The 21,857-nt window shown below is 40.2% G+C and carries 22 protein-coding genes; 12 read left to right on the top strand and 10 right to left on the bottom strand.

Annotation, left to right across the window (positions count from 1 at the left end):
* Window positions 1-113 precede the first annotated feature (113 nt).
* Window positions 114-392 carry a hypothetical protein gene (locus BP896_RS07810; RefSeq protein WP_291767313.1) on the top strand — a complete coding sequence of 93 codons (279 nt, stop codon included), beginning with the start codon at window positions 114-116 and terminating at the stop codon, window positions 390-392.
* Here BP896_RS07810 and BP896_RS07805 read toward each other — a convergent pair.
* From BP896_RS07805 to BP896_RS07795, 3 genes are all read right to left on the bottom strand, one after another.
* Window positions 382-954, bottom strand: a complete 573-nt coding sequence (locus BP896_RS07805) for a class II aldolase/adducin family protein (protein WP_291767312.1) — start codon at window positions 952-954, stop codon at window positions 382-384. The genes BP896_RS07810 and BP896_RS07805 overlap by 11 nt on opposite strands.
* 8 nt (window positions 955-962) lie before the next feature.
* Complete coding sequence (locus tag BP896_RS07800; RefSeq protein WP_291767311.1) at window positions 963-2,342, bottom strand: digeranylgeranylglycerophospholipid reductase; 1,380 nt, start codon at window positions 2,340-2,342, stop codon at window positions 963-965.
* Window positions 2,343-2,642: 300 nt separating this feature from the next.
* Window positions 2,643-3,008 carry a DNA-binding protein gene (locus tag BP896_RS07795; RefSeq protein WP_291767308.1) on the bottom strand — a complete coding sequence of 122 codons (366 nt, stop codon included), beginning with the start codon at window positions 3,006-3,008 and terminating at the stop codon, window positions 2,643-2,645.
* Between the two features lie 131 nt (window positions 3,009-3,139).
* On the opposite strand from BP896_RS07795, the gene BP896_RS07790 reads away from it, so the two are divergent.
* Window positions 3,140-4,366 (top strand): M48 family metallopeptidase, encoded by a 1,227-nt coding sequence (locus BP896_RS07790; RefSeq protein WP_291767306.1) that lies wholly within the window; start codon window positions 3,140-3,142, stop codon window positions 4,364-4,366.
* 68 nt (window positions 4,367-4,434) lie between these two features.
* On the top strand, window positions 4,435-5,049 hold the full coding sequence (locus tag BP896_RS07785; protein WP_291767304.1) for a DedA family protein: 615 nt from the start codon (window positions 4,435-4,437) through the stop codon (window positions 5,047-5,049).
* Here the strand turns inward: BP896_RS07785 and BP896_RS07780 are convergent.
* Window positions 5,046-7,274, bottom strand: a complete 2,229-nt coding sequence (locus tag BP896_RS07780; RefSeq protein WP_291767303.1) for a glycoside hydrolase family 31 protein — start codon at window positions 7,272-7,274, stop codon at window positions 5,046-5,048. The two genes, BP896_RS07785 and BP896_RS07780, sit on opposite strands and share 4 nt — an antisense overlap.
* A 119-nt stretch (window positions 7,275-7,393) precedes the next feature.
* Complete coding sequence (locus tag BP896_RS07775; protein ID WP_291767302.1) at window positions 7,394-7,600, bottom strand: hypothetical protein; 207 nt, start codon at window positions 7,598-7,600, stop codon at window positions 7,394-7,396.
* A gap of 223 nt (window positions 7,601-7,823) precedes the next feature.
* On the opposite strand from BP896_RS07775, the gene BP896_RS07770 reads away from it, so the two are divergent.
* Window positions 7,824-8,288, top strand: coding sequence for a PaREP1 family protein (locus tag BP896_RS07770; RefSeq protein ID WP_291767300.1), 465 nt, complete (start codon window positions 7,824-7,826; stop codon window positions 8,286-8,288).
* Between the two features lie 95 nt (window positions 8,289-8,383).
* Entirely contained in the window at window positions 8,384-9,352 is a 969-nt protein-coding gene (locus tag BP896_RS07765; RefSeq protein ID WP_291767299.1) for a glycosyltransferase family A protein, read from the top strand.
* Here BP896_RS07765 and BP896_RS07760 read toward each other — a convergent pair.
* The 3 genes from BP896_RS07760 to BP896_RS07750 all read right to left on the bottom strand — a co-directional run bounded on the left by BP896_RS07760 (window position 9,349) and on the right by BP896_RS07750 (window position 12,303).
* Window positions 9,349-9,912 (bottom strand): DUF996 domain-containing protein, encoded by a 564-nt coding sequence (locus tag BP896_RS07760; protein ID WP_291767298.1) that lies wholly within the window; start codon window positions 9,910-9,912, stop codon window positions 9,349-9,351. The genes BP896_RS07765 and BP896_RS07760 overlap by 4 nt on opposite strands.
* A gap of 96 nt (window positions 9,913-10,008) precedes the next feature.
* Window positions 10,009-11,379: a phosphoglucosamine mutase gene (gene glmM, locus BP896_RS07755; RefSeq protein ID WP_291767296.1), complete on the bottom strand. Its 1,371-nt coding sequence runs from the start codon at window positions 11,377-11,379 to the stop codon at window positions 10,009-10,011.
* A gap of 129 nt (window positions 11,380-11,508) precedes the next feature.
* Window positions 11,509-12,303: a helix-turn-helix domain-containing protein gene (locus BP896_RS07750; protein WP_291767294.1), complete on the bottom strand. Its 795-nt coding sequence runs from the start codon at window positions 12,301-12,303 to the stop codon at window positions 11,509-11,511.
* Window positions 12,304-12,525: 222 nt separating this feature from the next.
* On the opposite strand from BP896_RS07750, the gene BP896_RS07745 reads away from it, so the two are divergent.
* Both BP896_RS07745 and BP896_RS07740 read left to right on the top strand, forming a co-directional pair.
* A complete protein-coding gene (locus tag BP896_RS07745; RefSeq protein ID WP_291767291.1) occupies window positions 12,526-13,950 on the top strand; it encodes a cytochrome ubiquinol oxidase subunit I in 1,425 nt (474 codons plus the stop codon).
* A gap of 9 nt (window positions 13,951-13,959) precedes the next feature.
* Entirely contained in the window at window positions 13,960-15,213 is a 1,254-nt protein-coding gene (locus BP896_RS07740; protein WP_291767290.1) for a cytochrome ubiquinol oxidase subunit I, read from the top strand.
* Between the two features lie 16 nt (window positions 15,214-15,229).
* Here BP896_RS07740 and BP896_RS07735 read toward each other — a convergent pair whose 3' ends face one another.
* Window positions 15,230-16,228, bottom strand: a complete 999-nt coding sequence (locus BP896_RS07735) for an alcohol dehydrogenase catalytic domain-containing protein (protein ID WP_291767289.1) — start codon at window positions 16,226-16,228, stop codon at window positions 15,230-15,232.
* A gap of 123 nt (window positions 16,229-16,351) precedes the next feature.
* Window positions 16,352-16,561 (bottom strand): hypothetical protein, encoded by a 210-nt coding sequence (locus tag BP896_RS07730; RefSeq protein WP_291767287.1) that lies wholly within the window; start codon window positions 16,559-16,561, stop codon window positions 16,352-16,354.
* 499 nt (window positions 16,562-17,060) lie between these two features.
* On the opposite strand from BP896_RS07730, the gene BP896_RS07725 reads away from it, so the two are divergent.
* The 5 genes from BP896_RS07725 to BP896_RS07705 all read left to right on the top strand — a co-directional run bounded on the left by BP896_RS07725 (window position 17,061) and on the right by BP896_RS07705 (window position 21,742).
* Window positions 17,061-18,131 (top strand): MupG family TIM beta-alpha barrel fold protein, encoded by a 1,071-nt coding sequence (locus tag BP896_RS07725; protein ID WP_291767285.1) that lies wholly within the window; start codon window positions 17,061-17,063, stop codon window positions 18,129-18,131.
* Between the two features lie 191 nt (window positions 18,132-18,322).
* Window positions 18,323-19,243: an aspartate carbamoyltransferase gene (pyrB, locus tag BP896_RS07720; RefSeq protein ID WP_291767283.1), complete on the top strand. Its 921-nt coding sequence runs from the start codon at window positions 18,323-18,325 to the stop codon at window positions 19,241-19,243.
* Window positions 19,244-19,313: 70 nt separating this feature from the next.
* Window positions 19,314-20,018, top strand: coding sequence for a phosphoribosyltransferase (locus tag BP896_RS07715; RefSeq protein ID WP_291767282.1), 705 nt, complete (start codon window positions 19,314-19,316; stop codon window positions 20,016-20,018).
* Between the two features lie 159 nt (window positions 20,019-20,177).
* Entirely contained in the window at window positions 20,178-20,750 is a 573-nt protein-coding gene (locus BP896_RS07710; RefSeq protein ID WP_291767281.1) for a hypothetical protein, read from the top strand.
* An 86-nt stretch (window positions 20,751-20,836) separates the two neighbouring features.
* Window positions 20,837-21,742, top strand: a complete 906-nt coding sequence (locus BP896_RS07705; protein WP_291767279.1) for a ribonuclease Z — start codon at window positions 20,837-20,839, stop codon at window positions 21,740-21,742.
* Window positions 21,743-21,857: the final 115 nt, after the last annotated feature.

Below are 21,857 nucleotides of genomic sequence, written 5' to 3'. Positions count from 1 at the left end.
GAGGGATATGGGGCGCCGTACTTAGTGAGTGATGAGTTGAATAGCAAGTGGAGTGTTTTAATGGATGTTGTTAAAATGATTGGTTTAAAAAGGTTAGATGAGGGTGATGAGTAATGGGTTATATATGGTATATCAACATATCGTTGTCGGCAATTCAAGTGGCAATAATCGCATTAATGATTAGGAATTACTTAGGTATTGGATTCACTAGAACCGGGAAGATACTTTTAGGCGTATCCTCGGTTTTTCTAATTGAAAGCGGAATAATGATCCTAGCCTACTATACTTGGATGACTGCCGGTGTTGGGCCATTTATTGCCTTACCGACGCTTGTAATAACAATAATGAATTTAGTGGGTATTTTACTACTTTACATAATATCTAGGCTTTAATATTAGTCATTAACCTCAATGTTAACAGAATTTTAGCAGTATCCTCAGCAACCTCAATTTTATTTAATGCTTCAGGAAGCGAGTAACCAACAGCCACTACTCCATGATTCTTAAGCACTATTAAATCAGCCCCATCCCTAACCCTCATTGATACTTCATCAGCTAATTCTTGGGTGCCGGGTTTAATGAATTCTATATCACTAATCTTACGTATATAAGCCTTAGTTTCACTTACGGTATTGAGGTCAAGGCTTAATCCAGCTAGGTATAGGGTTATTATGGATGGTGCATGTGCATGAATTACGGCAGTGTAATTACTCACCTTATATATTGATAAGTGCATCCTCCACTCTGAGGATGGCTTCCTGGTGCCTTCAATAACGTTACCACTTATTGATAATTTAACAATGTCGTTAATCGTTAATTCAGTCTTAGGTACGCCACTTGGTGTTATTAGTACTGAATCACCAATTCTAACACTTATATTACCTCCCATTAATGTGTTTAATCCCTTATTATACGTCTCCATAAAGTACTTCACAATTTGGCTCCTTGGGTCCATTAAATCACCTAAAGGGTCATTAAAGGTAACTTAAGTTTAAGCCTATATTCATTGTACTTAGCCACTAATGTAACCAACCAATTATTTAATTCATTGGGATTCCTTGGGTAATTAATGTATATTCTCTTAATCTCATTCATGTAACTTAACGCCAATGATAGTTTCCTAGCTATGTCAGGTACTTTAAGTAGCCTAAGCGCCATCAGCATCTTCCTACCACCACTTAGGTTAAGGTTACCGCTTATTGATATTTTAAGAACCTCATCCTCAGTAAGTATCCTAGCCCTTAATCCCCTGTTCAACTGATCGTTGGTAAGCGTCTGCAGCATTAACCTAAATACATCTAATTGAGCCTGCTTAATGCCGTAGGCATTCAAGTAATCCAAATTGTACCTCCATAGACCAGCCTCCGAAACATCACCCTTCTCCAATGCCTCAACTATCGCCCTTGATGCTAATGCTGATGATAATAATGCAGGTCCAATACCACCACCGTGAATTGGGTTAACAGCCACCGCAGCATCACCAACAGCTACAATTCCTGGACCAACCATACTGGCTAATGGTCTCCTTGTTGGCACTATTCCACCACCAGCATGAAGTAGTTTCCTACCCTTAACGTATGGTGAAGATGCTAAGTACTTCTCATAATTAATCCTTGGGTTTAAGCCACGCTCCTTAACTAACTTACCCCAGATGCCTAAGCCCACGTTAGCAGCCCTATCTGACTTAGGGAAAAACCACCAGTAACCACCTGGTGATATGTTATTATCAAGGTATATTCTTATGTTCTGGGGATTAGGTATACTGTAATCAACTTCAATAATCTCCCTGTAAGCGTAGGAGGCGTCCTCTGGTAGTAATGGTTCACTAATCCTATACTGTGAAGGTAACTTAGTTCTCACAACCCCTGTGGCGCCTGAGGCATCCACAGTAACCTTAGCCCTTAACTCAACTTGAGTTCCATCGCTCCTATTTGCCTTAACACCCTTCACGAAGCCTCCTTCAATTATTGGGGCTGATACAGTATGCTTATCTATTATATCTGCGCCATTATTATTAGCAGCATTAATTAACCATTGAGCCCACTTACCAATATCTAGGCCATAACCTTCACCTGCAACAAAGTACTTAACACTTAAGTCTGGGCTATATAATTCAGCACCCTCATACTTAACCATGAATAAATCATTTCTAATGCTTAAGCCTGACCTAATTAACTCCTCTATGTGATGCTTCCCAATGGCATCACCAGTTACTTTAAAAACCTCCTCAGCTTTCTTACGTTCTACTAATGCTACATTTAACCCCTGCTTAGCCATTAGGTATGCTGCATATGAACCCGCCGTGCCAGCACCAACAATAAGCACATCGTATGCCTTACTCATTAGGCTTAACTTAACATACTGAGTTTTTAAACATTAATCCCTTATTCATTAGTTTTACAATTCAACTAAACATTTATATTACTAACTTTTTAATTATAAGTGTAAAATAAGAATCCTACCTTATATTATTGAATTATTATTAACTAAGCTGCAGCATTATGAATAGTCTCAGGCCCGGGTTATCATCACTTCTCAGTTCATCCCATCCTCTTCACTTGAGGAACATTATTAATACCGTATTAAAAACTTAGTGCAATGTGGTGTTTTGAACCTAGCCTTATGCCCAGGGGACTCGGTATCTTACTCCTCTATATTGACTAAATCAAGTATGTCCTCAGGATTGTGGGACATTAGGAGCTTCCAGAATTCTCCTCCCTTTCGTATTCCATAAACCTTACCTCTGGCGCTTCTTTTAATAACCTCCATATAACCCCTCTCAACCAGCTGCTCTAGGAAATTCCTTATAACAACTCCATCAGCCCTAGTTACTCTCCCCACGGTGTTTATTTCCTGGGCTATCTTACTTGGCCTAACAGTTATTAAATTTCCCTTGGAGGAGGATGCATACTCCTTAAGCTTAGTCACCACGCTTATCTTCATGTGTATTGCCTTATTGTGAGTTGTTACCTTCATTCTGGCTTCTCGTACTAATTTAACGCTGGCCATAGGTTAACCTGAACCACTTAACCCCTTATAGCAGTTGAGTAATAATACACTGACGTACAGTATTACGTCGGTGTCACGTTAATCATGCTTGACTGTTCAGGTTAAAAAGGTATCCACAGGCATCTTAGTGAATGCGCGCGTACAGTAAGTTACTTGACTCATTAATGAAGCTTGGTTCAATTAAGGTATCTGACATCATGAGAAACCTAAGTACTGGTAATGACAAGGGTTTACTCTACGTCATCTACTCACTGAATTCCGATATTAGCATTGAGGCTTACTTCACCAAATTCTATCTAGCCATTACTAATGGGTCCCTTAAAATACGGGGTGACTTGAAGAAGGCTGATGAATTCAGTAAGATTATATTACGGGATACTGTTATTGGTAATGGTAGGAGGCTGGTTATGTTGTTTAAGGATAATGGTGATGAATACGTGAAAATACCCACTAGGCCTGCTTCATCAATTACCATGAATCCGGCAATATCATTCATAGCATCATCAATATTAACCCTAGCCATATTTCTCCTACTTACTAAGTACGGCATATTACTAACCCTGGCTGTGGTTATTGCGCAAGTCCTATTAACTAACATAGCCTATACCTATGTATCCTTCCTCCGCATGATTAAGTTAAGGGTTGATGGTTCAAGCATAATTAAGGTAATGGTAACATTACCTATTAATGTGCCTGAGGACGTGCTTGCCAGGTTAATATCATATGCTTCATCAATTAAGAGCATTAGTGGGAGTCAATTAGCATTGTTAATATCAGGGCTAAGGGCTGTGGGTGGTTCAATGATAACCAATATTAATGTTGAAAGGGTATCAATGCCATCAATTAAAGGCATCAATATTTACCTAGTTCCATCACCTGAATGTAATGCAGTATCCCTGAACCTCATTAATAAGGTAATATTGGTCAGCACTAAATTAGTAGCATGCCTTAATGAAGATGAGTTAAAGGCTGTTATCCACCATGAGTTAGGTCACATAATTAACAAGGATACTTATAAGGCATTGGCGGCATCAGTCGCCTACTCCCTGGCCTCAGCTGTAATGCTACTCTACGTTATACCAAGGATTGGATTAACCCTAGTGGCAATAACTACATACACATTAATAGCATTACTGGCTATAGTCACCTCACTTGCATTAAGTAGGATTAATGAAACTAGGGCTGACTTATACGCATTAAGCAAGGGCTATAAGGAATCATTAGCCACTGCTTTAGTTAAGGTAACTTACCCATCAATACACTCATCATTAATTAAACAAGTTTTCCTAAGCCACCCAACTACATTAAGTAGGGTTAATACAATCCTAAAAGCAACTAAGAGACTTAATGGTAAGTGAGTAAATAAATATATCCAACATGTACTGTAGTAAAGCAACATTTAAAAAGCATAATATTAAGTGCAGCCATGGTTCTGCAATCTCTGGTAAATGTGGTGTTCATTATGGAAAACATGGGTTATGCAGGTCTTTTCATACTTATGACCCTGGAGTCTCTATCATTACCTATTCCGAGTGAGGTAATATTACCATTTACAGGGTACTTAATATACATTGGGCGCCTTAACCTAATACTGGCACTTATTGATTCAATAATAGCTAGCCTAATTGGGTCATTAATACTATACCTACTAAGCTACTACGTGGGTTACAGTATAGTTCTTAAGTTGGGTAAGTACATTGGTATAAGTAAGAGCCATTTAGATGCTGCGGAGCAGTGGTTTAACAAGTATGGTGGTGTATCAGTGTTTTTAGCAAAGTTCATACCAGGCATTAGGGCCTTAATATCAATACCTGCTGGAGTAGCTAGAATGAATGTGTGGTTGTTCATTATTCACACTGTAATGGGTTCGACAATATGGAATATGGCGCTAATATACATTGGCCTTAGTTTAGGCCCGGCTTGGAAGACTGGGTTAACCCTAGTGTCAAAGTACATTGACTACCTTGCCTTAGCTTTAATTATTGTAATAATACTGCTTGTGATTGTAGTAAGGCCACGTAGATTAAGGGCACTTAATTAATTTAATTTAACAGTACTCCCAGGCATTACCCTAATGTAGAGCATCTTATCCATGTACCATGATGGTGGACCTGGTTCAATAGCAAACCTAGCCTTAGTTACCTCAATATCATTAACGGTTACTTTACCTGGTTCCTTATTAACATAAACCTCAAGTAATATTGATGAAGGTGATTGAGGCATTGGATTAACCCAATTACCCACGTTAATTGATTCACCACTAATCCTTAAGCTTAATGTTGATGGCGTTGGCGATGGGGATTCACCATCATCATCGTAAACCGTGAATTCCCCCTCACCCAATACCGTTAATACGCCTAAAACACCCTGAGCCTCCTGCATAGGTATTAGCGAACCCTTCCTAAGGAATACCGGTGGCTTACCAAGTGGTGCATCAATAATGTGGAATCCCTTACTAAGTACTTCACCACTCCACATGTTGACCCACTCCCCCTCAGGTAAGTAAACTTCCCTAGCATTACCGCTAGTTAACACTGGTGCTATTAGCATGAATGGCCCAAGCATGAATTCATCATCAATATTAATGACCTCCTCATCATTAGGGTACTCATAGATCAGTGGCCTAACTATTGGTTCACCATTAACGTGGCTAAGCCACATTAGTGAGTATAGGTATGGAGTTAACCTAGCCCTAAGCCTAAGAAGGTTCTTAATTAATTCAAGAGTCCTCGGCCCAAAGGCCCATGGTTCCTGATCAGGTGATCCAATTGAGGCATGGTTCCTCAGCAGTGGGAAGAAAATAGCCCACTCATACCACCTAACCAGTAGTTCAGGGCTTAAGGTAAACAACATGTTCCCACCACCCCCTGGAACGTACTTCGCAAAGCCACCTACATCAGATCCTATGAATGTGACGCCAGATATGCTTAAACCCAACAGTATCTGCAATTGCAGCCTCAAATGTTCCCAATTACTAGTATTATCACCAGTCCACACAGCAGCATACCTCTGTATTCCAGCGTATCCAGCCCTGGATAATATGAATGGCCTTTTACCTGCCTTAACTAAACCATCATATGTCGCCATAGCCTCATATAGTGCATATGCATTATGAAGGAAATCATGAGGTACCCTTGAACCATCATCAAGCCTATGAGTTATAGTCTTACTTGAGACTGTGTGATTAGGGTAATCGAAGGCCGCTGGTTCATTCATGTCTAGCCAAATACCATCAATACCATACTCCTTAACCCAACGCTCAATGAGGCTTGCCCACCACTCCCTAGCCTCCCTATTAAAGAAGTCTGGTAACGCTGATTTACCTGGCCAACCCTGAATTATAGATAAGCCACCATCATCATCAAGCGACAGATGGTTGCCATTAATACCCTCCTTAAACACTTGATAATTTGGATCAACTTTAATGTATGGATCCACTATGGTTACTAATTTAACGCCAAGTTCATGAGCTACCTTAGCTAAGTCAATGGGGTTAGGGAACCTATCCTTATTCCAAGTGAATATCCTGTAGCCATCCATGTAATGTATATCTAGGTAAACTACAGTATTATCCAGTCCCTTCTCCTTAAAGGCCTTAATAACCTCAATAACCCTATCCTGGGGGTAGTAACTGTACCTACTTTGCTGATGCCCAAGTACCCATTTAGGCATTAAGGTAGGCTTACCTGTTAAGTTAATGAACCTAGTAACCACATCCCTAAGCCTAGGCCCCCTAATAATGTAGTAATCTAACTGGTAATCATTTACAATAACTGTGAACTCATTCTCCTTCTCCGCACCAAGATCAATAATTACCTTAGCCGTGGAATCAGCGAAGTGGCCTATTGCCCCATTCTTATTTGTAATTATGAAGAATGGTATTGACACATATAATGGATCTGAACCATACCTATATCCATAGGCATCGGTGTTCCACATGGTTACCCTAAACCTTTTCCTATTCAATGGTAGTGCTTTTTCACCAAGTCCGTAAACAGAGTCATTGAGGCCTAGATTACCTCTTACTATTATTTGATCATTACTATAGCTAAACCTTAATGCTGCACTCATATTATTTACACTTACATCAATGGAATCACCAGCAACTTTAACAAGCCATGGGCCAAGCCTATTCTCACCACTTGCTAATTCAACGCTTGGTTTAACAACAACAGCTGGGGATTCCCGGTACTTACTACCACTTTTAATTACGCTTACCTTTAATGCATCGTCGTTTATTAGGTTTACTTTCATTGAAAATTCCATTAAATAGGCATCATTGGTTGCAATATTTAAGCATTAAACTAGGAGCATCATCAGTTAGAGGGAGCCTCAGAATTGCATAACGTACTTAGAGTTTCAATCCTTTAAGAGCAAGGGAAAGGTTAAGCTAACCTATATGCACCACTCCTCTTATCATAAATTAACACTATTAAGCCATTAAAACTCGGCATCATTAATACCTCATTAGTTCTGCTTCTTAATTGTTTATACTCCTCAACATCCGCTATGGAATCAGAATTACTTGCTTCAGCAGTTTTCCCTGCACTTAATAAACTACTCATGACTCTTATTGATGCTCTTATGTTCATTTTACTCACCTCAAATACATCAATCAGGTGAGGTTTTATATAGTTTTCGGTATTGCTGGTGCAACTATAACATATTCATAAATATACTATATACTTAAGCAACACTTGATTTCTTAGAAAATACCTTCCATCATCTTTAAATTAGATTATTCAAGTATTCATCAATGTATAATTCCCTAATTAATTAAGGATTGGTATAAATACAGGTTAGTGATAGTAACTTATGCGAGTTCACTTAAATATTAGCGAAATTAGTGAATTAAGATTAAATGAAAGTAGGGTTGAATTAGAGTTAGCTAAGGCATTCCTAAAGTCTGGCTTATTAAGGAGTGCGGCATTTAATATCATTCAGGCATGGCGGGCTTACTTATCATACTTAGCTGGCATTAACAGCGACTTAATTAAGGTAAGTGGTTTCAAGAGAATTAGAGGTAATATTAAGGTTAACGCTAGTGAATTAATAATAGCTACAATGCCTATTAAACTAATGATGACCATTGCTGAGCATTTAAGGTACAGGGACCCTGAATTAATGGAGTTAACAGCATTAGTATTGCTAATCCATGAGTATTGGTGTGCTGGCGCATGCAAAGATAGTTCAAGTAGGGTTATTGATAATGAGGTTGCTAAGGGAGTTATGGCTAAGTTAATCACTAGACTTGAGAAAAGGCTAATGCAGGTTAAGTGATTAATTATTTTCAGAGAGTAGCCTAACTTAAGCTTAGTGTTTACCATAATGATAATCCTTTAATTTAATGTAAGGTATTAGGCTTGGAGAATTAAATGAGTATTAAGGTAACCATAGTAGTAACATGTTATAGGAGGCAGGCTTATTTACCTCTAGCAATTAAATCCATTAAGGCTCAGAGTAGGCAACCTGATGAGATTATTGTAGTTAAGAGCCCTGAAGTAAGGTTACTTGAGGGTTCGGTTAAGGTTATTGATGATGATTCACCCCATATAGGTAAGAAGATTATTGAAGCCGCTGAAGAGGCCACAGGTGACATTATAATGTTCCTCGACGATGATGATGAATTCGAGAAAAATAAGGTAAATGTAGTGAGTATGTTCTTTGAAAATATTAGTGAATTAACCTATGTTCACAATTCGACCTCATGCATTACCAACAGTGGCATGGAAGTACGTAAAGTGAGGTACCACTTTAGGATACCACCATACGTTAAGCCTTGTTCTCAAATTAATCAACAGGTAATATTTAATCTAAGTGATGATTATGAATTCAATAGATGGCTTTGGGCTGGCGCGGCCTTTAATGCTAGTTCAATATCGATTAGAAGGGAGGTGTTAATGAAGGTTAAGCATTATGTGAGTCAAATCAGTGTAATTTCAGATTCAGTACTTTACTATAGTGCCGCGCTTAACGGTGGCCTGGCATTACTAATACCTGATAAATTAACTAAATATAGGGTACATGAGGGTAACGTCAGTAGAGGTCGGCTTAGTTCATTTAATGATTACGTTGAATCAATGAGAATATTAATCAATAGAGTTATTCACGATTACGCAATAATATGCGAAATGACTAAAGGTAGTAAGTTTGAAAGGTACGCGTGTGTGGAGAGTATTATGTATAATGCTATTGCTCGAATCTTTAATGGGCAGGGTGAATTAAGCCTAAGGTACTTAAATTCACATACATTTAAGTATTACCTGATGGCTTTACTTCCAGGGTGGTTGAAAAACATAATTGCGAGGAGGTGGTATGAGGCATCCTTAAATCCATTTACTTAAGTGCTCTTTCCTGGTTCCTTAATGCTTAATAATGCCACGCCTATGATTATCCAAGCTACTAGAATTACTAATACACCTATCATTATGAATGTTAAAATTGCTCCAATTAAGTATATTAAGCCCCCTGACTCAAACAATTTTTCACCAGTACGTGAACTCATGTTGTTCATTGCTCTACGCAGGTAGATTGCGGATAATAGGAAGAATAATGCAGTTGTAACAATTACTACTATGATGATCAGTAGACTAGTTAAAAATGGGTGATAGGGGTGGTATGGTATCATTGGGTAATTCATGTGCATTCCACTGAATGAGATTGTGAATGGTATTATTGCTAGGAAAACACCAGCAGTCAACACTATCAAGGCTATTAATCCTAGTATGAACCAATTCATTATATCTGACTTAAGCCCCCTATCATTAAAGTAATCGGCTAACTCCATCATACCCACTAGGAATAGTATTAAACCTATTATTGACGGTATAACGTAACCAAATATGCCAATTCCAGCCAGTAAAGCACCTATGCCAGCTAGTACCTTAGCTGAATCAAAGCTCATTAATTAAACATAGTTTATTAAGCTTTTTAAGAGTTTCTGGCGTTGCGGCAAAAGTAAAATTAAGCGAGCCTAAGGTCTATATTATCTCTTTTAATGCTACTTCACTAATTTCTTAAGCTCATTCCCTATACTATCCATTACCTCATGCTTAAGGATATTGAACCTATCATTACTTGATGCTTCAATAACAACCCTAAGTAAATTCTCGGTACCACTTGGCCTCACTAGGAACCAGGAATCTGTGTAGTTAACCCTAAGCCCATCTATTGTAATAACTTCACCACCCCAATTCCTACCCTTAAGCGCATCAACGATTCTCCCTGCAAGATCCCTACTCATCTCCACCCTCTCCCTTACAGTTAACATTGTTGGCATTCTTGCGTTGAGTTCAGATAACTTAGCATTCTCCTCGGATAGGACTTTCATCATTAGTAATGTTGTTGATATGCCATCCCTCACTGGATGGTGTTTAGGCCATATGAATCCACCATTATCCTCAAAGCCGCATAAGGCCTCCTCCTCAATAACCTTATGACTAACATCAACTGAACCAACCCTGGTCCAAATAACCTTACCACCAGCCTCCTCTATAGCCCACTTAACAACTATGCTTGACGACACCGGTGTAACCACTTTATCACCACTCTTAATCATGGATAAGGCAAGTATTGTACCTGTCCTATCCCCCCATATGACGTTACCCTTCTCGTCAATGAAGAGTGACCTATCACCATCACCATCATATGCAACACCAAAGTCAGCCCCTGACTCAACCACAGCCCTTGATGCCAAGTTAAGGTTCTCAGGCCTCGGTTCAGGGTTCCTACCTGGGAATTCACCATCAAGGTGGCCATTAATTGAGTAAACCTTTACGTTAAGTCCCCTTAAAACATGCGAGAGGGCTATTGAGTTTACGCTGTTGGCGAAGTCAGCCACTATTCTGAATCCCCTACGCTTAATTGGTTCATCATTAATTATGCTTAGTAAATGATCCCTATAATCCCTTAACCCCTCCTCAACATTCATGAATCTGGTAACTCCAATATCCTTATAATCAACGGCCTCCTTATACTTGCCACTGAAGAATACCGACTCAATCTCCTCCTCAATCTTCCTACTGATTTCAACACCATTACTATCCATTAGTTTAATACCATTGTAATGTGGTGGATTATGACTGGCGGTAACCATTATGCCAGCCCTATAACCCCAGGCCTTAGTTAAGTATTGATGTATTGGTGTTGGTAACGGTCCTATTACATCAACGTTAATACCATACATTGATAATGCCCCATAGAGTATCCCTACTATGGGTAGGCTGGTTACTCTAATGTCAAAACCCAATAATACATCACCGGTATTAATGTAGGTTGCTATAGCCCCCACTAGCTTCACTAGGAAGCTTGGGTCGTAATTACCCTTAGTGAACTCTAACCTAACTCCATTGGTACCGAATAGTTTACCCACATTAACCACTGTATAATCCTAGTTTAAACGCATAACCGTACTTCCCCACTGGAGCAGGGATGTTGAATAAGTTTTATGAATCCTTACAGCCACTGAAGGTATATTATTTACAGGAGTTTATTAGCGTTTCTACTGAATCCTAATGTAGCGGGCGCCAAGGATGCTTGATACTTCCTCAGCCTCCCTGCTATTCTCATTACCCAGTAACACACTACCCTTATCGGTTACTGTGGCGTATTTACCGTGTGTATGAACCAGTAGGTATGACTCCTTAACCTTCAGGTTAAATAGATTACCCAACTCCACTTTTCTCTCCATAATCTTCTGATCAGGATCCTTAACGCTTAAATCCCAACTATCCACTATTTCCTCACCAAATAACTCAATTAATAGCTGCGCCTTCTCAGCGCTAACATCAATGGTACCCCTCTCATACTCATATACGGCCTTCCTACTAACTGAAAGTAGTTCAGCTAAATCGCCGAGGCTTAAGCCATACCTCATTCTAAGTTCCCTCAGTAACCAACCCTTTATCCTAACTTTAACTACACCACCTTCGTTCTTGAAAAACAGTGGTTTACCCTTAAGTAAATCACTGAAGGTACTTGGATTCAATTGCGGGATGCCTGAATGTTCATAAAGGATGCCATCCTGAAGTTCCTCATTTCTCCTACTCTCATCCACCAGTATTGGTTTAGCCTTAAAGACTTTATGCATTATCAGTAGATCAATTATGTGGCTTCTCGGTATTGTGGATGAGTCTGAGCTTATTTTAAGAATAATTTTACCTAACCCACCCTTATCTACACTGGCTACAATAGTGTATGAGTAATCATCCTTATCAATAACTATAGACTTAGCTCCGGACTTCTCCAACTCCTCCGTTATATCATCCATTAGATGCTCATCCTTCCTCCTGGACATTCCACCTATACATTATGCTTGCGGTTCAGATTAATATCCCTTACGGTTCATTAAGTGTAGGTTCCTCCCTTAAATTTATACACATCTAATAAATTAATGGCAGATAAATTACGCCTAGCAAAATCTATATAATGAGTAATTACTTAGATCTAAAGATTATATTAACATTATTTTCTAAGTAAATCAATAAAAATTTAAAAATACTGTTGCAGATTGCATTTTATGCCTATAGTATACGTTCTCTCAACAATAAATGCTAGCACTTTAGATGCAGCTAGGTGGGTATCAGCCATTGGTATCTTAGCTCACTTAAGCCTTGCCTCCTCCTTCCTCGGAACAATACTAATAGCCGTGATTGCGGAATACATTTACTTAACTAAGCATGATAAGGATTGGTATGATAAGGCTAGGATGTTTTCAGTGGTATCTACCATATTCTTCGGTGTAGGTGCGGCATTCGGTACATTAGTTGAGTTTGGGTTGGTGACAATATGGAGTAACTTCATTACAATAATAGGATCTGCCATTGTTTTACCATTTTACCTAGAATTATTCGCCTTCCTAACCGAGGTAATACTCCTACCACTTTATGTATTCACGTGGGGTAAGGTAAGGAACGGTTGGGTTCATTGGGTAATTGGCTTGGCGGCAGCCTTCGGGGGATATTGGAGTGCCTACAATATTCTAGCGGTTATGGCTTCACTAAGCATGAGGCCACCCGGCATGATTGTTCAGAATCTAGCTGCATCAAATGAAACAATCGCAGGCCTAACAAGCTACTTGGTCACTTGGGCTAAGCCCACGGATGCTTGGAACATGTTCTGGTGGGGGGCTAACGTATTCATATTCCATGGAATACTGGCCGCAGCAATATTAACGTGGTCAGTGATTGGTGCAATATACCTTTATGGTTACGTACGCGAGCATAGGCCTGACCAAGTTAAGGTGCTTAAAATCATTATACCCGGTGTAGCAATTATGACCGCCATTGAGGGCTTTATACTTGGTCACCTTCAAGGTGAACTTGTCCTCCAATTTGATCCATTGAAGCTGGCAGCCATTGAAGGCATGTTCTGGAAGGGCCTTAAGGTTGATCCATTAACAAGCTTCTTCGCATACGGTACCTTTAACCACGCCTTCTGGGGCTATTATTCATGGCCAGCTAACGTAAGGCCACCTCTAGCCCCCTTTGATTTTCTACCAATATTCTACCTGGGTTTCATGGTTACATTAGGCGTATTACTGGGTGTTTGGAGCGGTGGCTTATCCCTCTGGTACTTGTTCAATGGTTTCTTCAATAGGTTTAACTGGGCTAAGGTAATAGCATCATTCCTAGAGAGGACTGGCCCATACGCCATGCCCCTCTTCGCAGCTTTAGCGGCAATAGGTGGTGCAGTGACGGCAGAGAGTGGTAGGGTTCCCTTCATCCTAGTTGAATCATCACCCAACCCAAACGGTGGCCCACCTACGGTAACTGGGGTACCGGTTTATGAGGGTGGTTTAATTAACCCTAACCTAAGCCTACCAGGATGGTTAGTGGCGCTTATAATAATAGTTGAGGTAGCTATGCCAGCCCTGGCTGTCTACATGGTTTACCTATACACTAAACCTAGGGGGGTGAAGCCTACACAGGTGATTGAGTACTAGGGTGGGATCATGGTCTCTCCAGTGGTAGTAGCAGTGGCCTTAATTGCATGGGCCTTCTCAGTGCACTTACCCTTAGTTTACACTGTGCTTGGCCTAGGTTGGCTGCTGCCCACGCTTGAGTTAATTGGATATAGGAGTGGTAAGAGGGTTTACATTGATATTGCACACGGTCTATCAAACTACTTAATAGCAGTATACGCCATAGGTGGGGTCTTTGGAACAATAGTGACAGTATTCCTAGCGGGCTTACTACCAGTCTTCACTAATATAGCTGGTGCATTGCTTTGGCCGGTTTGGGGTATTGCAATAGTATTTGGTGTGGCAATAGCCTTACCATTCATAGGCTTCTACTATAGGTCATTTAATAGGCTTAGCCCAATGAAGCATATTGCGGTGGGTTACGCCATGGCCATTACTTTAACTGTTATTCCAGCAATGTTTAGGCTAGTTTTCGCTTTCATAAATTACCCTGCAGGGGTGGCAATAACACCAAGCAGTACATCAAATACAGGCTTTACGTTATCCGTTAATTTAACTAAGGCTTTAGGTAATCCAACGTACCCACCATTACTCTCATCCACTTTACTCGGGGCGATAGCCATGACCAGTATACTAATATCATCTATACATGGCTGGAGGTACACCTCAAGTAGGAGTGAGTACCATGAGTTAGGGCACAGGATTGGTAACACTATGGGTTTAATCTTCGGCATCCTATACTCCATCTTCGCAGCCTGGTATCTATACACTATTTACCAGTATTCACCAACGGTTGCATGGTCTATATTTGGGCATCCACCATCATATTTACAATCAGCATTCTATGAGCTGTATAGGCCAACCTTTAACCTAAGTTGGATGCTTTACATGAATATTGCCCTTGGAGCCATAATTCTGGTCCTACTTGTGATTTCAATTAAAATCACCAGTAAGCCCATTGAGGCGCTTAAACTAGTTTTAACGCCAATGTTGATGGATTCAGCTGAGGTAATGAATGGGTTAGCCCATGCCCCATACGCCATTGTCCCACCGGTTACAGCGGCTGAGGCTTTGATTAAGGCTTATGGCCTAAGCTTCGCGCTTAATGTAGCTAAGTGGTTAACAATTAGTCAACTCCTAACTCCGCAAATTAATGCATTACTCAGCCTAGTTTCAATTCAACCAGGCCTATTAGTAGGGAGCCTGATATTCTTCGCCTTCTTCAACGCGCTATTACTTTACGTAATCTATGCAGCATTATCCTGGAGGAGGAGTTCAGCCTAGGCGTGGAATTAGGATTTTAAACACTAATCTTAATCATTATCCTTCCATTCCTCTGGGGTGAAAATAACCTAGTAAGTGCCTCCTTGGCTTCACCTAATTCATAATACTTGTCAACCTTAACCTTAAGCTTACCCATAATGCTCACCAACTCAAGTAACTCCCTCCTGGTTCCACCAGTTGATCCAATTAACTTAAGTTGATTAGAGTACAGTAGCGATAATTGAATCTTAACCTCTCCACCGGTTAATTGACCAAAGGTAACCCATCTACCGCCCCTTCCAAGTAGTGAAATACTTGTATTCCATGTGCTTTCCCCAAGTGGATCAATCACTACATCAGCCATTTTTCCCTCAGTAACCTTCTCAACAATGCTCTTGGCATCATTAATTGAGGCAACATAATCAGCACCTAATTCACTGACCCAACTCTTCCCACTTACTGCAATTACCCTAGCACCCATTAACTTACCTAGTTGAACAGCGAACTGGCCGGTATTACCGGATGCTCCAAAGACAACCAGGGTTTCCCCAACCTTTAAATTAGCCTCCCTGAGGGCGTGATATGATGTTAATGCAGCCACCGGTAAGCTTGCGGCTAAGTCCCAATTAACATCATCAGGTAGTTTAATTATGTTCCTATCAGGTACCACAGCATACTCTGCCCAACCACCATTAGTGACTATGCCTATTATACCTCCATTCCTACATAGGTTCTCCATCGATGCTAAGCATAAGTCACAGGTGCCGTCGAAAACTCTACTATATACCACAACCTTATCACCAGGCTTAACGGTTGACACATGCTCCCCCACCTCCTCAACAATACCTGCAAACTCAGCACCAGGTATATGTGGTATTGGTTTAACCCACCTTGAGGTCACTGTATAGTAGTCTACAGGATTAACCCCTGATTCAGTAACCCTAATAACTACCTCATGGGGATTAGGCTTAGGCCTATTTAACTCAACCACTCTTAAGTCATTTAAATCATTCTTCTCAAAAACCACCGCCCTCATAGGCATACTGTTAAATCCTCTTAAATAAACTTAATGCCCAGTCATTGGACAATAAGCTACACCTTAGGTTTAATTAATAATCACCACAGGCAACCTGGCCTTATGCTTAACCGAATAATCTACTTAAGTAATAAACCCAAATTGGAGACTTAAGGCCTTTAGTTTACCCTCCACATTACTTAAGTATGCCCAACCAATTAGGACGTATTGGGCATTAATCCTATCATTAATTTTAAGATCCTCCATTATCTTATTAACAGTAAATAAGGCGCACTTAAATGCAATTTCTTGATTCTTGAGGTATGGTAACTTAGCCGCATCACCAACAGCCAATACCTGACCTCCTCATCGCCCTAAGGGGGTTGCCTTTGGGTGGTTTACCGCCTTCATCTCATTGCCTTACTGCTAGTGGCTTTTAGTCGCCTCTACTCGTTCAATGGTGGATTATGAGATGGGCCTTCAATCCATTACCCCTCACCAAGAGCAGCCCCATGCTCTTGGCTCCTAGGGGCTCAGGGATATGTGGTCTCATATTCAAACTAAGTTTAAAACAATCCCAAGCAGGCTTAGAGGACCTGCTGTTTGTTTTTGTCATGAACACTAGTGTTAACCCACCTCTACTTATCATTCCTATTAATCCCACTTCCATAAAAAATCACCCCAGGGGTAATCACTAGGTAATTGTAGCCTAATGGACTGTTACCAATTTAGTGCACACTCTTTGAGCCAGCACGGTTACTATAGTTGACCCGGCTATTCTTCCGTCAATTTTTCCTTAATCTAATGTTAACCTCGCAAGCAATGCTTAAATATCGAATACTGTTCGGTATTCATGCCTAAAAGCATAGGCATATCATTCGCCGTCGGTAGGAGGGAAACAGTGCCTAGGACAATTGAGATAATGAGGAAGGCTGCGGAACTTGGATTCACTGAGGCGTGGTCTGGAATAGGGCTTGATAACCTGGATTTAGTTAAGGATATTGCTAAGCTAGCTAATGAATTAGGTTACTATTACTTCGTAGACATTAATCCTAAGGTGTTTTCAGACTTAGGCATATCTCCAAGTGACTTAAGCTTCTTTAAGAAGATGGGTATTAAGGGTGTTAGGGCTGATTGGGGCTTTAACCTGGAGCAGTTGGCTGTGATGGCTAATAATGATCTTGGGATTAAGGTTGAATTAAATGCAAGTGTCTTCCCACTTGATGAGTTAGATAGATTGCTTAAACTAGTTAAGAAACCAGAAAACCTAATGGCTAGTCATGACTGGTACCCATGGGAGTACACTGGGTTAAGCCTTGAAGATGCGTTAGCTAAGTCTAAGGAATTCCACATTAGGGGTATACCAGTTGGCATATTCATATCTGTTAAGGATGGGGAAAGAACCACTGTGGAGAGCCTTAGGCATATGGATATTGAGAATTCAGCTTCAATACTCCTAAACTCAAAGTACATAGATAGGGTGTTGATAGGTGACCCACTTCCATCAGATGAGGATTTAAAGAAAGTGGCTTCCGCTAAGCGGAGAACCAGGATAAGGGTCATTACCTATTACGGCTTAACTGAGGAGGAGGCTAAGGTGTTTAATAGGGAGTTTCGTGATGTTAGGATTAAGGAGAAGGCCATTGGATTAACGGCTATTGGTGAGAATAACATTAAGCCGAGGAACATTGTTAGGAGATTTAAGGGTGCGGTTACTGTGGTTAATAATAATCCACACTACATACAAGTATGGATATTTAAGGATGATGCCCCACCAGACCCTAGATTCAACGTTATTGGTGAAGTATACCCTGAGGATATGGTCCTTATAGAACACTTAGCTGAAAGGACTAAGAGCATAATATCAGTACCTATTAGTGATGACGAACCACCAGTGATTCTTGAGCAGTATAAATCAGCTTAATTTGCAGGCTATCTACTTCACTTTAAGTGGAGTTTCCTGCTTCATTGCCGCACCTTACTCCTCAGCCATTGGTTAAGGGAGCATTAATTCATTATTCACGTAACTGCACCATGAGAACTACATGCCATAATCATTTATGGTGATGATTTAAATACACTCTATACACTGGGTTAACAGTAGGTGAGGGTCTCTTGACTTGGTTAAATAGGGATGTCATCTCATCCCTGGACTTCAATAGGGAGGATTTAATGCAGTTATTCAATGAGGCTCAGGAAATGGAGAATTACGCTAAATCTAAGTTAAATATACTTGATGGTAAAATAATGGCTACTGCATTCTTTGAACCAAGCACCAGAACTAGGTTAAGCTTTGAGGCTGCTATGCTAAGGCTTGGTGGGCGAGTATTAGGTTTCGGTTCAGTGGAGGCTTCATCAGTGGCTAAGGGTGAGAGCCTTGGTGATACTATTAGGATGCTTGACTCCTACTCAGACGTAATAGTCATACGCCATAGCCTCGAGGGTGCAGCTAAGTATGCAGCCGACATAGCTACTGTACCGGTAATAAATGCTGGTGATGGTACTCAGAATCACCCAACTCAAGCAATGCTCGATGCATACACTATTTGGAGGGAGTATGGGCGAATAGATGATTTAACAATAGGTATATTAGGTGATTTAAGGTATGCTAGGGTTGTTACATCCCTTATTCAATTACTAAGCAACTTTAAGGTTAAGCTACGCTTAATATCCCCTGAAATACTGAAACCTAGGAGGGAGCTCCTGGATTTCATGAATATGAGAGGAATGAGTTACAGCCTTCATTTAAACCTTAATGAGGTTTTAAGTGAATTAGACGTACTCTACGTGGTTAGGATACAGAGGGAAAGGTTCCCTGACCCAGTGGAGTATGAGAGGGTTAAGGGGAGTTTTAAGGTTTCTCCAGAATCATTAATTGGCGTTAAGGATACGTTAATAGTGCTTCACCCATTACCTAGGGTTGATGAGGTTGATCATAGATTAGACTCAACAAGATATGCCAAGTATTTCAAGCAGTCGGCCCTAGGCGTACCCCTTAGGATGGCCCTCCTTAAACTAATACTTAAGGGTGATTAAGAGCCATCACTTAACTCTATTTAAACGTGGCTTAATACTTATAAATCAGGGCATTCCTTTAAAATTAATTGTGGTTAAGGTTCCGGTTAAGTTGGTTAGCTGGGATGATATAGTAACGTGGGCTTTAACCCTGGCGAATAAGATAATTGAAAGCAAGTGGCTTCCCGATGTAGTGGTGGCAATAGCTAGGGGAGGTTACATCCCAGCTAGGCTACTCTGCGATAACCTGGGTATTAATGACTTAGTTAGCCTGCAGGTTGTGCATTGGCCCAGTAGTGCTCAGGCTTTAGAGAAGGCTTACATTAAGTATCCTATCGCCCAAATAGACTTAAACGGTAAGAAAGTACTAGTGGTTGATGATATTGTTGACACCGGTGACAGCGTAATAATTGCTAGGGATCATGTTCTCTCAAGGTGGCCTAATGCTGATGTTAGGACAGGTGCCTTACAATGGATATCCACTGTGGCTAAATTTAAACCAGATTATTACGCCTATGAGGTTAAGGATTGGGTATGGTTCATGTATCCGTGGAACCTTGTTGAAGACTTATCTAACTTCATTAAGAGGATAATGAATGATGAGTATAAGGTCAGTAATAAGGTTAATTGGAGTCTAGTGGAATTAACTGATAAGTTAAGTGAATGGTATGGTGATGAAATTCTTAAAGTACCATTATCCTACCTAAGTAAAGCTCTAGCAAACCTTGAGAAGGATGGCTTCATATCTAGGCTTAGGGATAATGACTTCGAAGTCATAAGATTAGCTAAAAATTAATTTTGATTATCACCAAGTTAATTAAAAGTTTAAGTTTACAATATCCCATAAATGCACTTGGCTTCAACATTCAGCCATTTATAAACCATATATGCATGACCGATATATTTAAATAATATTAGCGTAATACTTAAAAAAGGGTTGTAAGGTAACTAACCTGTGAGCCAAAGCCAAAGTAGCCCAATTCCAGAAGCCATAATTAACATATTGTATTGGGGAGGCATAATCACGGTACTAGCTATTACTTACACAATAGATTACCTATTGATACACTTATGGATATATGGCAGCGCTGAATTTAATATCGTACTTGATGCACTTATACTAGCCTCACTCCTATCCTTTGATTCATTATCACTAGCATCAACAATTTTCTTCATCAAAAACGCTAGAAGTAGAGCCAGTTCATGGCTGCTGCTAATATATGCCGTAGGTGCATTCATAGTTTTAGCGTACTACACCTACGTAGTTATGGCTAACCACGCAGCAATAATGGTTGAGGTTTACGGTCAAGGTGTAATTGGGGATAAGTACATTGGCTTCGGTATCGTGCTCTACAACATGGGTATAGCATTAATGACATGGTTAATAATTCAAGGTAGAGGTAATTTAAATAAACTTACACGTGCAATACCAATAATAACTCAAACATTCACCAATGGGGGGGAAGGTGATGAGAATAGTAATAAAGATGGAGTTATTATAATATGTACTGGCGATGAATGTAAATGAGGTAATAATACTTCATGAATGTAACCCGGTTACTTAATGTTTCACTATGCAGCATTAGTTAAATTGGGCTGAAAGTTAGCTAGCCTGTGCTTAAGATAGTTTTCCTAGGTTCAGGTGGAGCTATACCTAGGCCCTGTAGGGAATTACCAGGTGTGTTAATTGAGGTTGATAGGTATAGGATACTCATTGACCCCAGTGAGGGTACTGTTAAGAGGCTTGAGGGTATTGGGGTTAGCCCACTTAAGTTAACGCACATAATGGTTACTCACCTTCACGCTGATCACGTTAATGGCCTCCCAGGCCTACTTGCAACAATGCTAATGCTTAATAGAGTTACCCCAGTAACCGTAATAGGCCCAGTGGGAATAAGCGACTTTACACCAACCCCAATTAATTCATCATTCAGAATCAACATTATTGAACTTAAACCAACCAGCGACGTTACTTTAATTGAATCAATGGATAACCTGGAGTTAAGATACGTAACGACCTACCACACTATTCAAAATAATTCATACTCAATAACATTAAGGAGGCCGATTGGTAGGTTTAATCCAAATAAGGCTAGGGAATTAGGTATACCGGTAACCTACTGGAGGAGGATTCAAATGGGTGAGGCTATTACTCTACCTGATGGTAGGGTTATTGAACCATCCATGGTGATGAGCAATGTAGGTGATAGATCGATAAAGGTGGTGTACACTGGTGATACATCACCAGGTGATGGTGTGGTTAAGTTAGCTAAGGGCTCATCAGTACTTATTCATGATTCAACATACTTACCTAATGACGCCAAGGAAGCAGAGAGCAGAGGTCATTCAACATGCCTAGACGCTGCCTTAGACGCTAAGGAGGCTAACACTAGGTTACTTATACTAACTCACATGAGTTTTAGGTATGGTTACGAATACTACTGGGACTTCTTAAAATGCGCTAGTGATATTTTCCCACGCACCTTAGTTGCTAAGGATAATATGATTATTGAGATCTAATTGGTAAAGTAGCCATAAAACTCACTATTTATGGAAGGATTAATTTTAAACTAGTTCAGGAATCTTTCATCTTCCCTTAATCAAGACTTTAATACTTCTATAAGGTACCCGTAAT

It is taken from the genome of Caldivirga sp. UBA161, assembly GCF_002506515.1.
Lineage (GTDB): Archaea > Thermoproteota > Thermoprotei > Thermoproteales > Thermocladiaceae > Caldivirga.
Note: the sequence above shows the minus strand (reverse complement) of the source record. Positions and strands in the feature narration are given on the sequence as shown.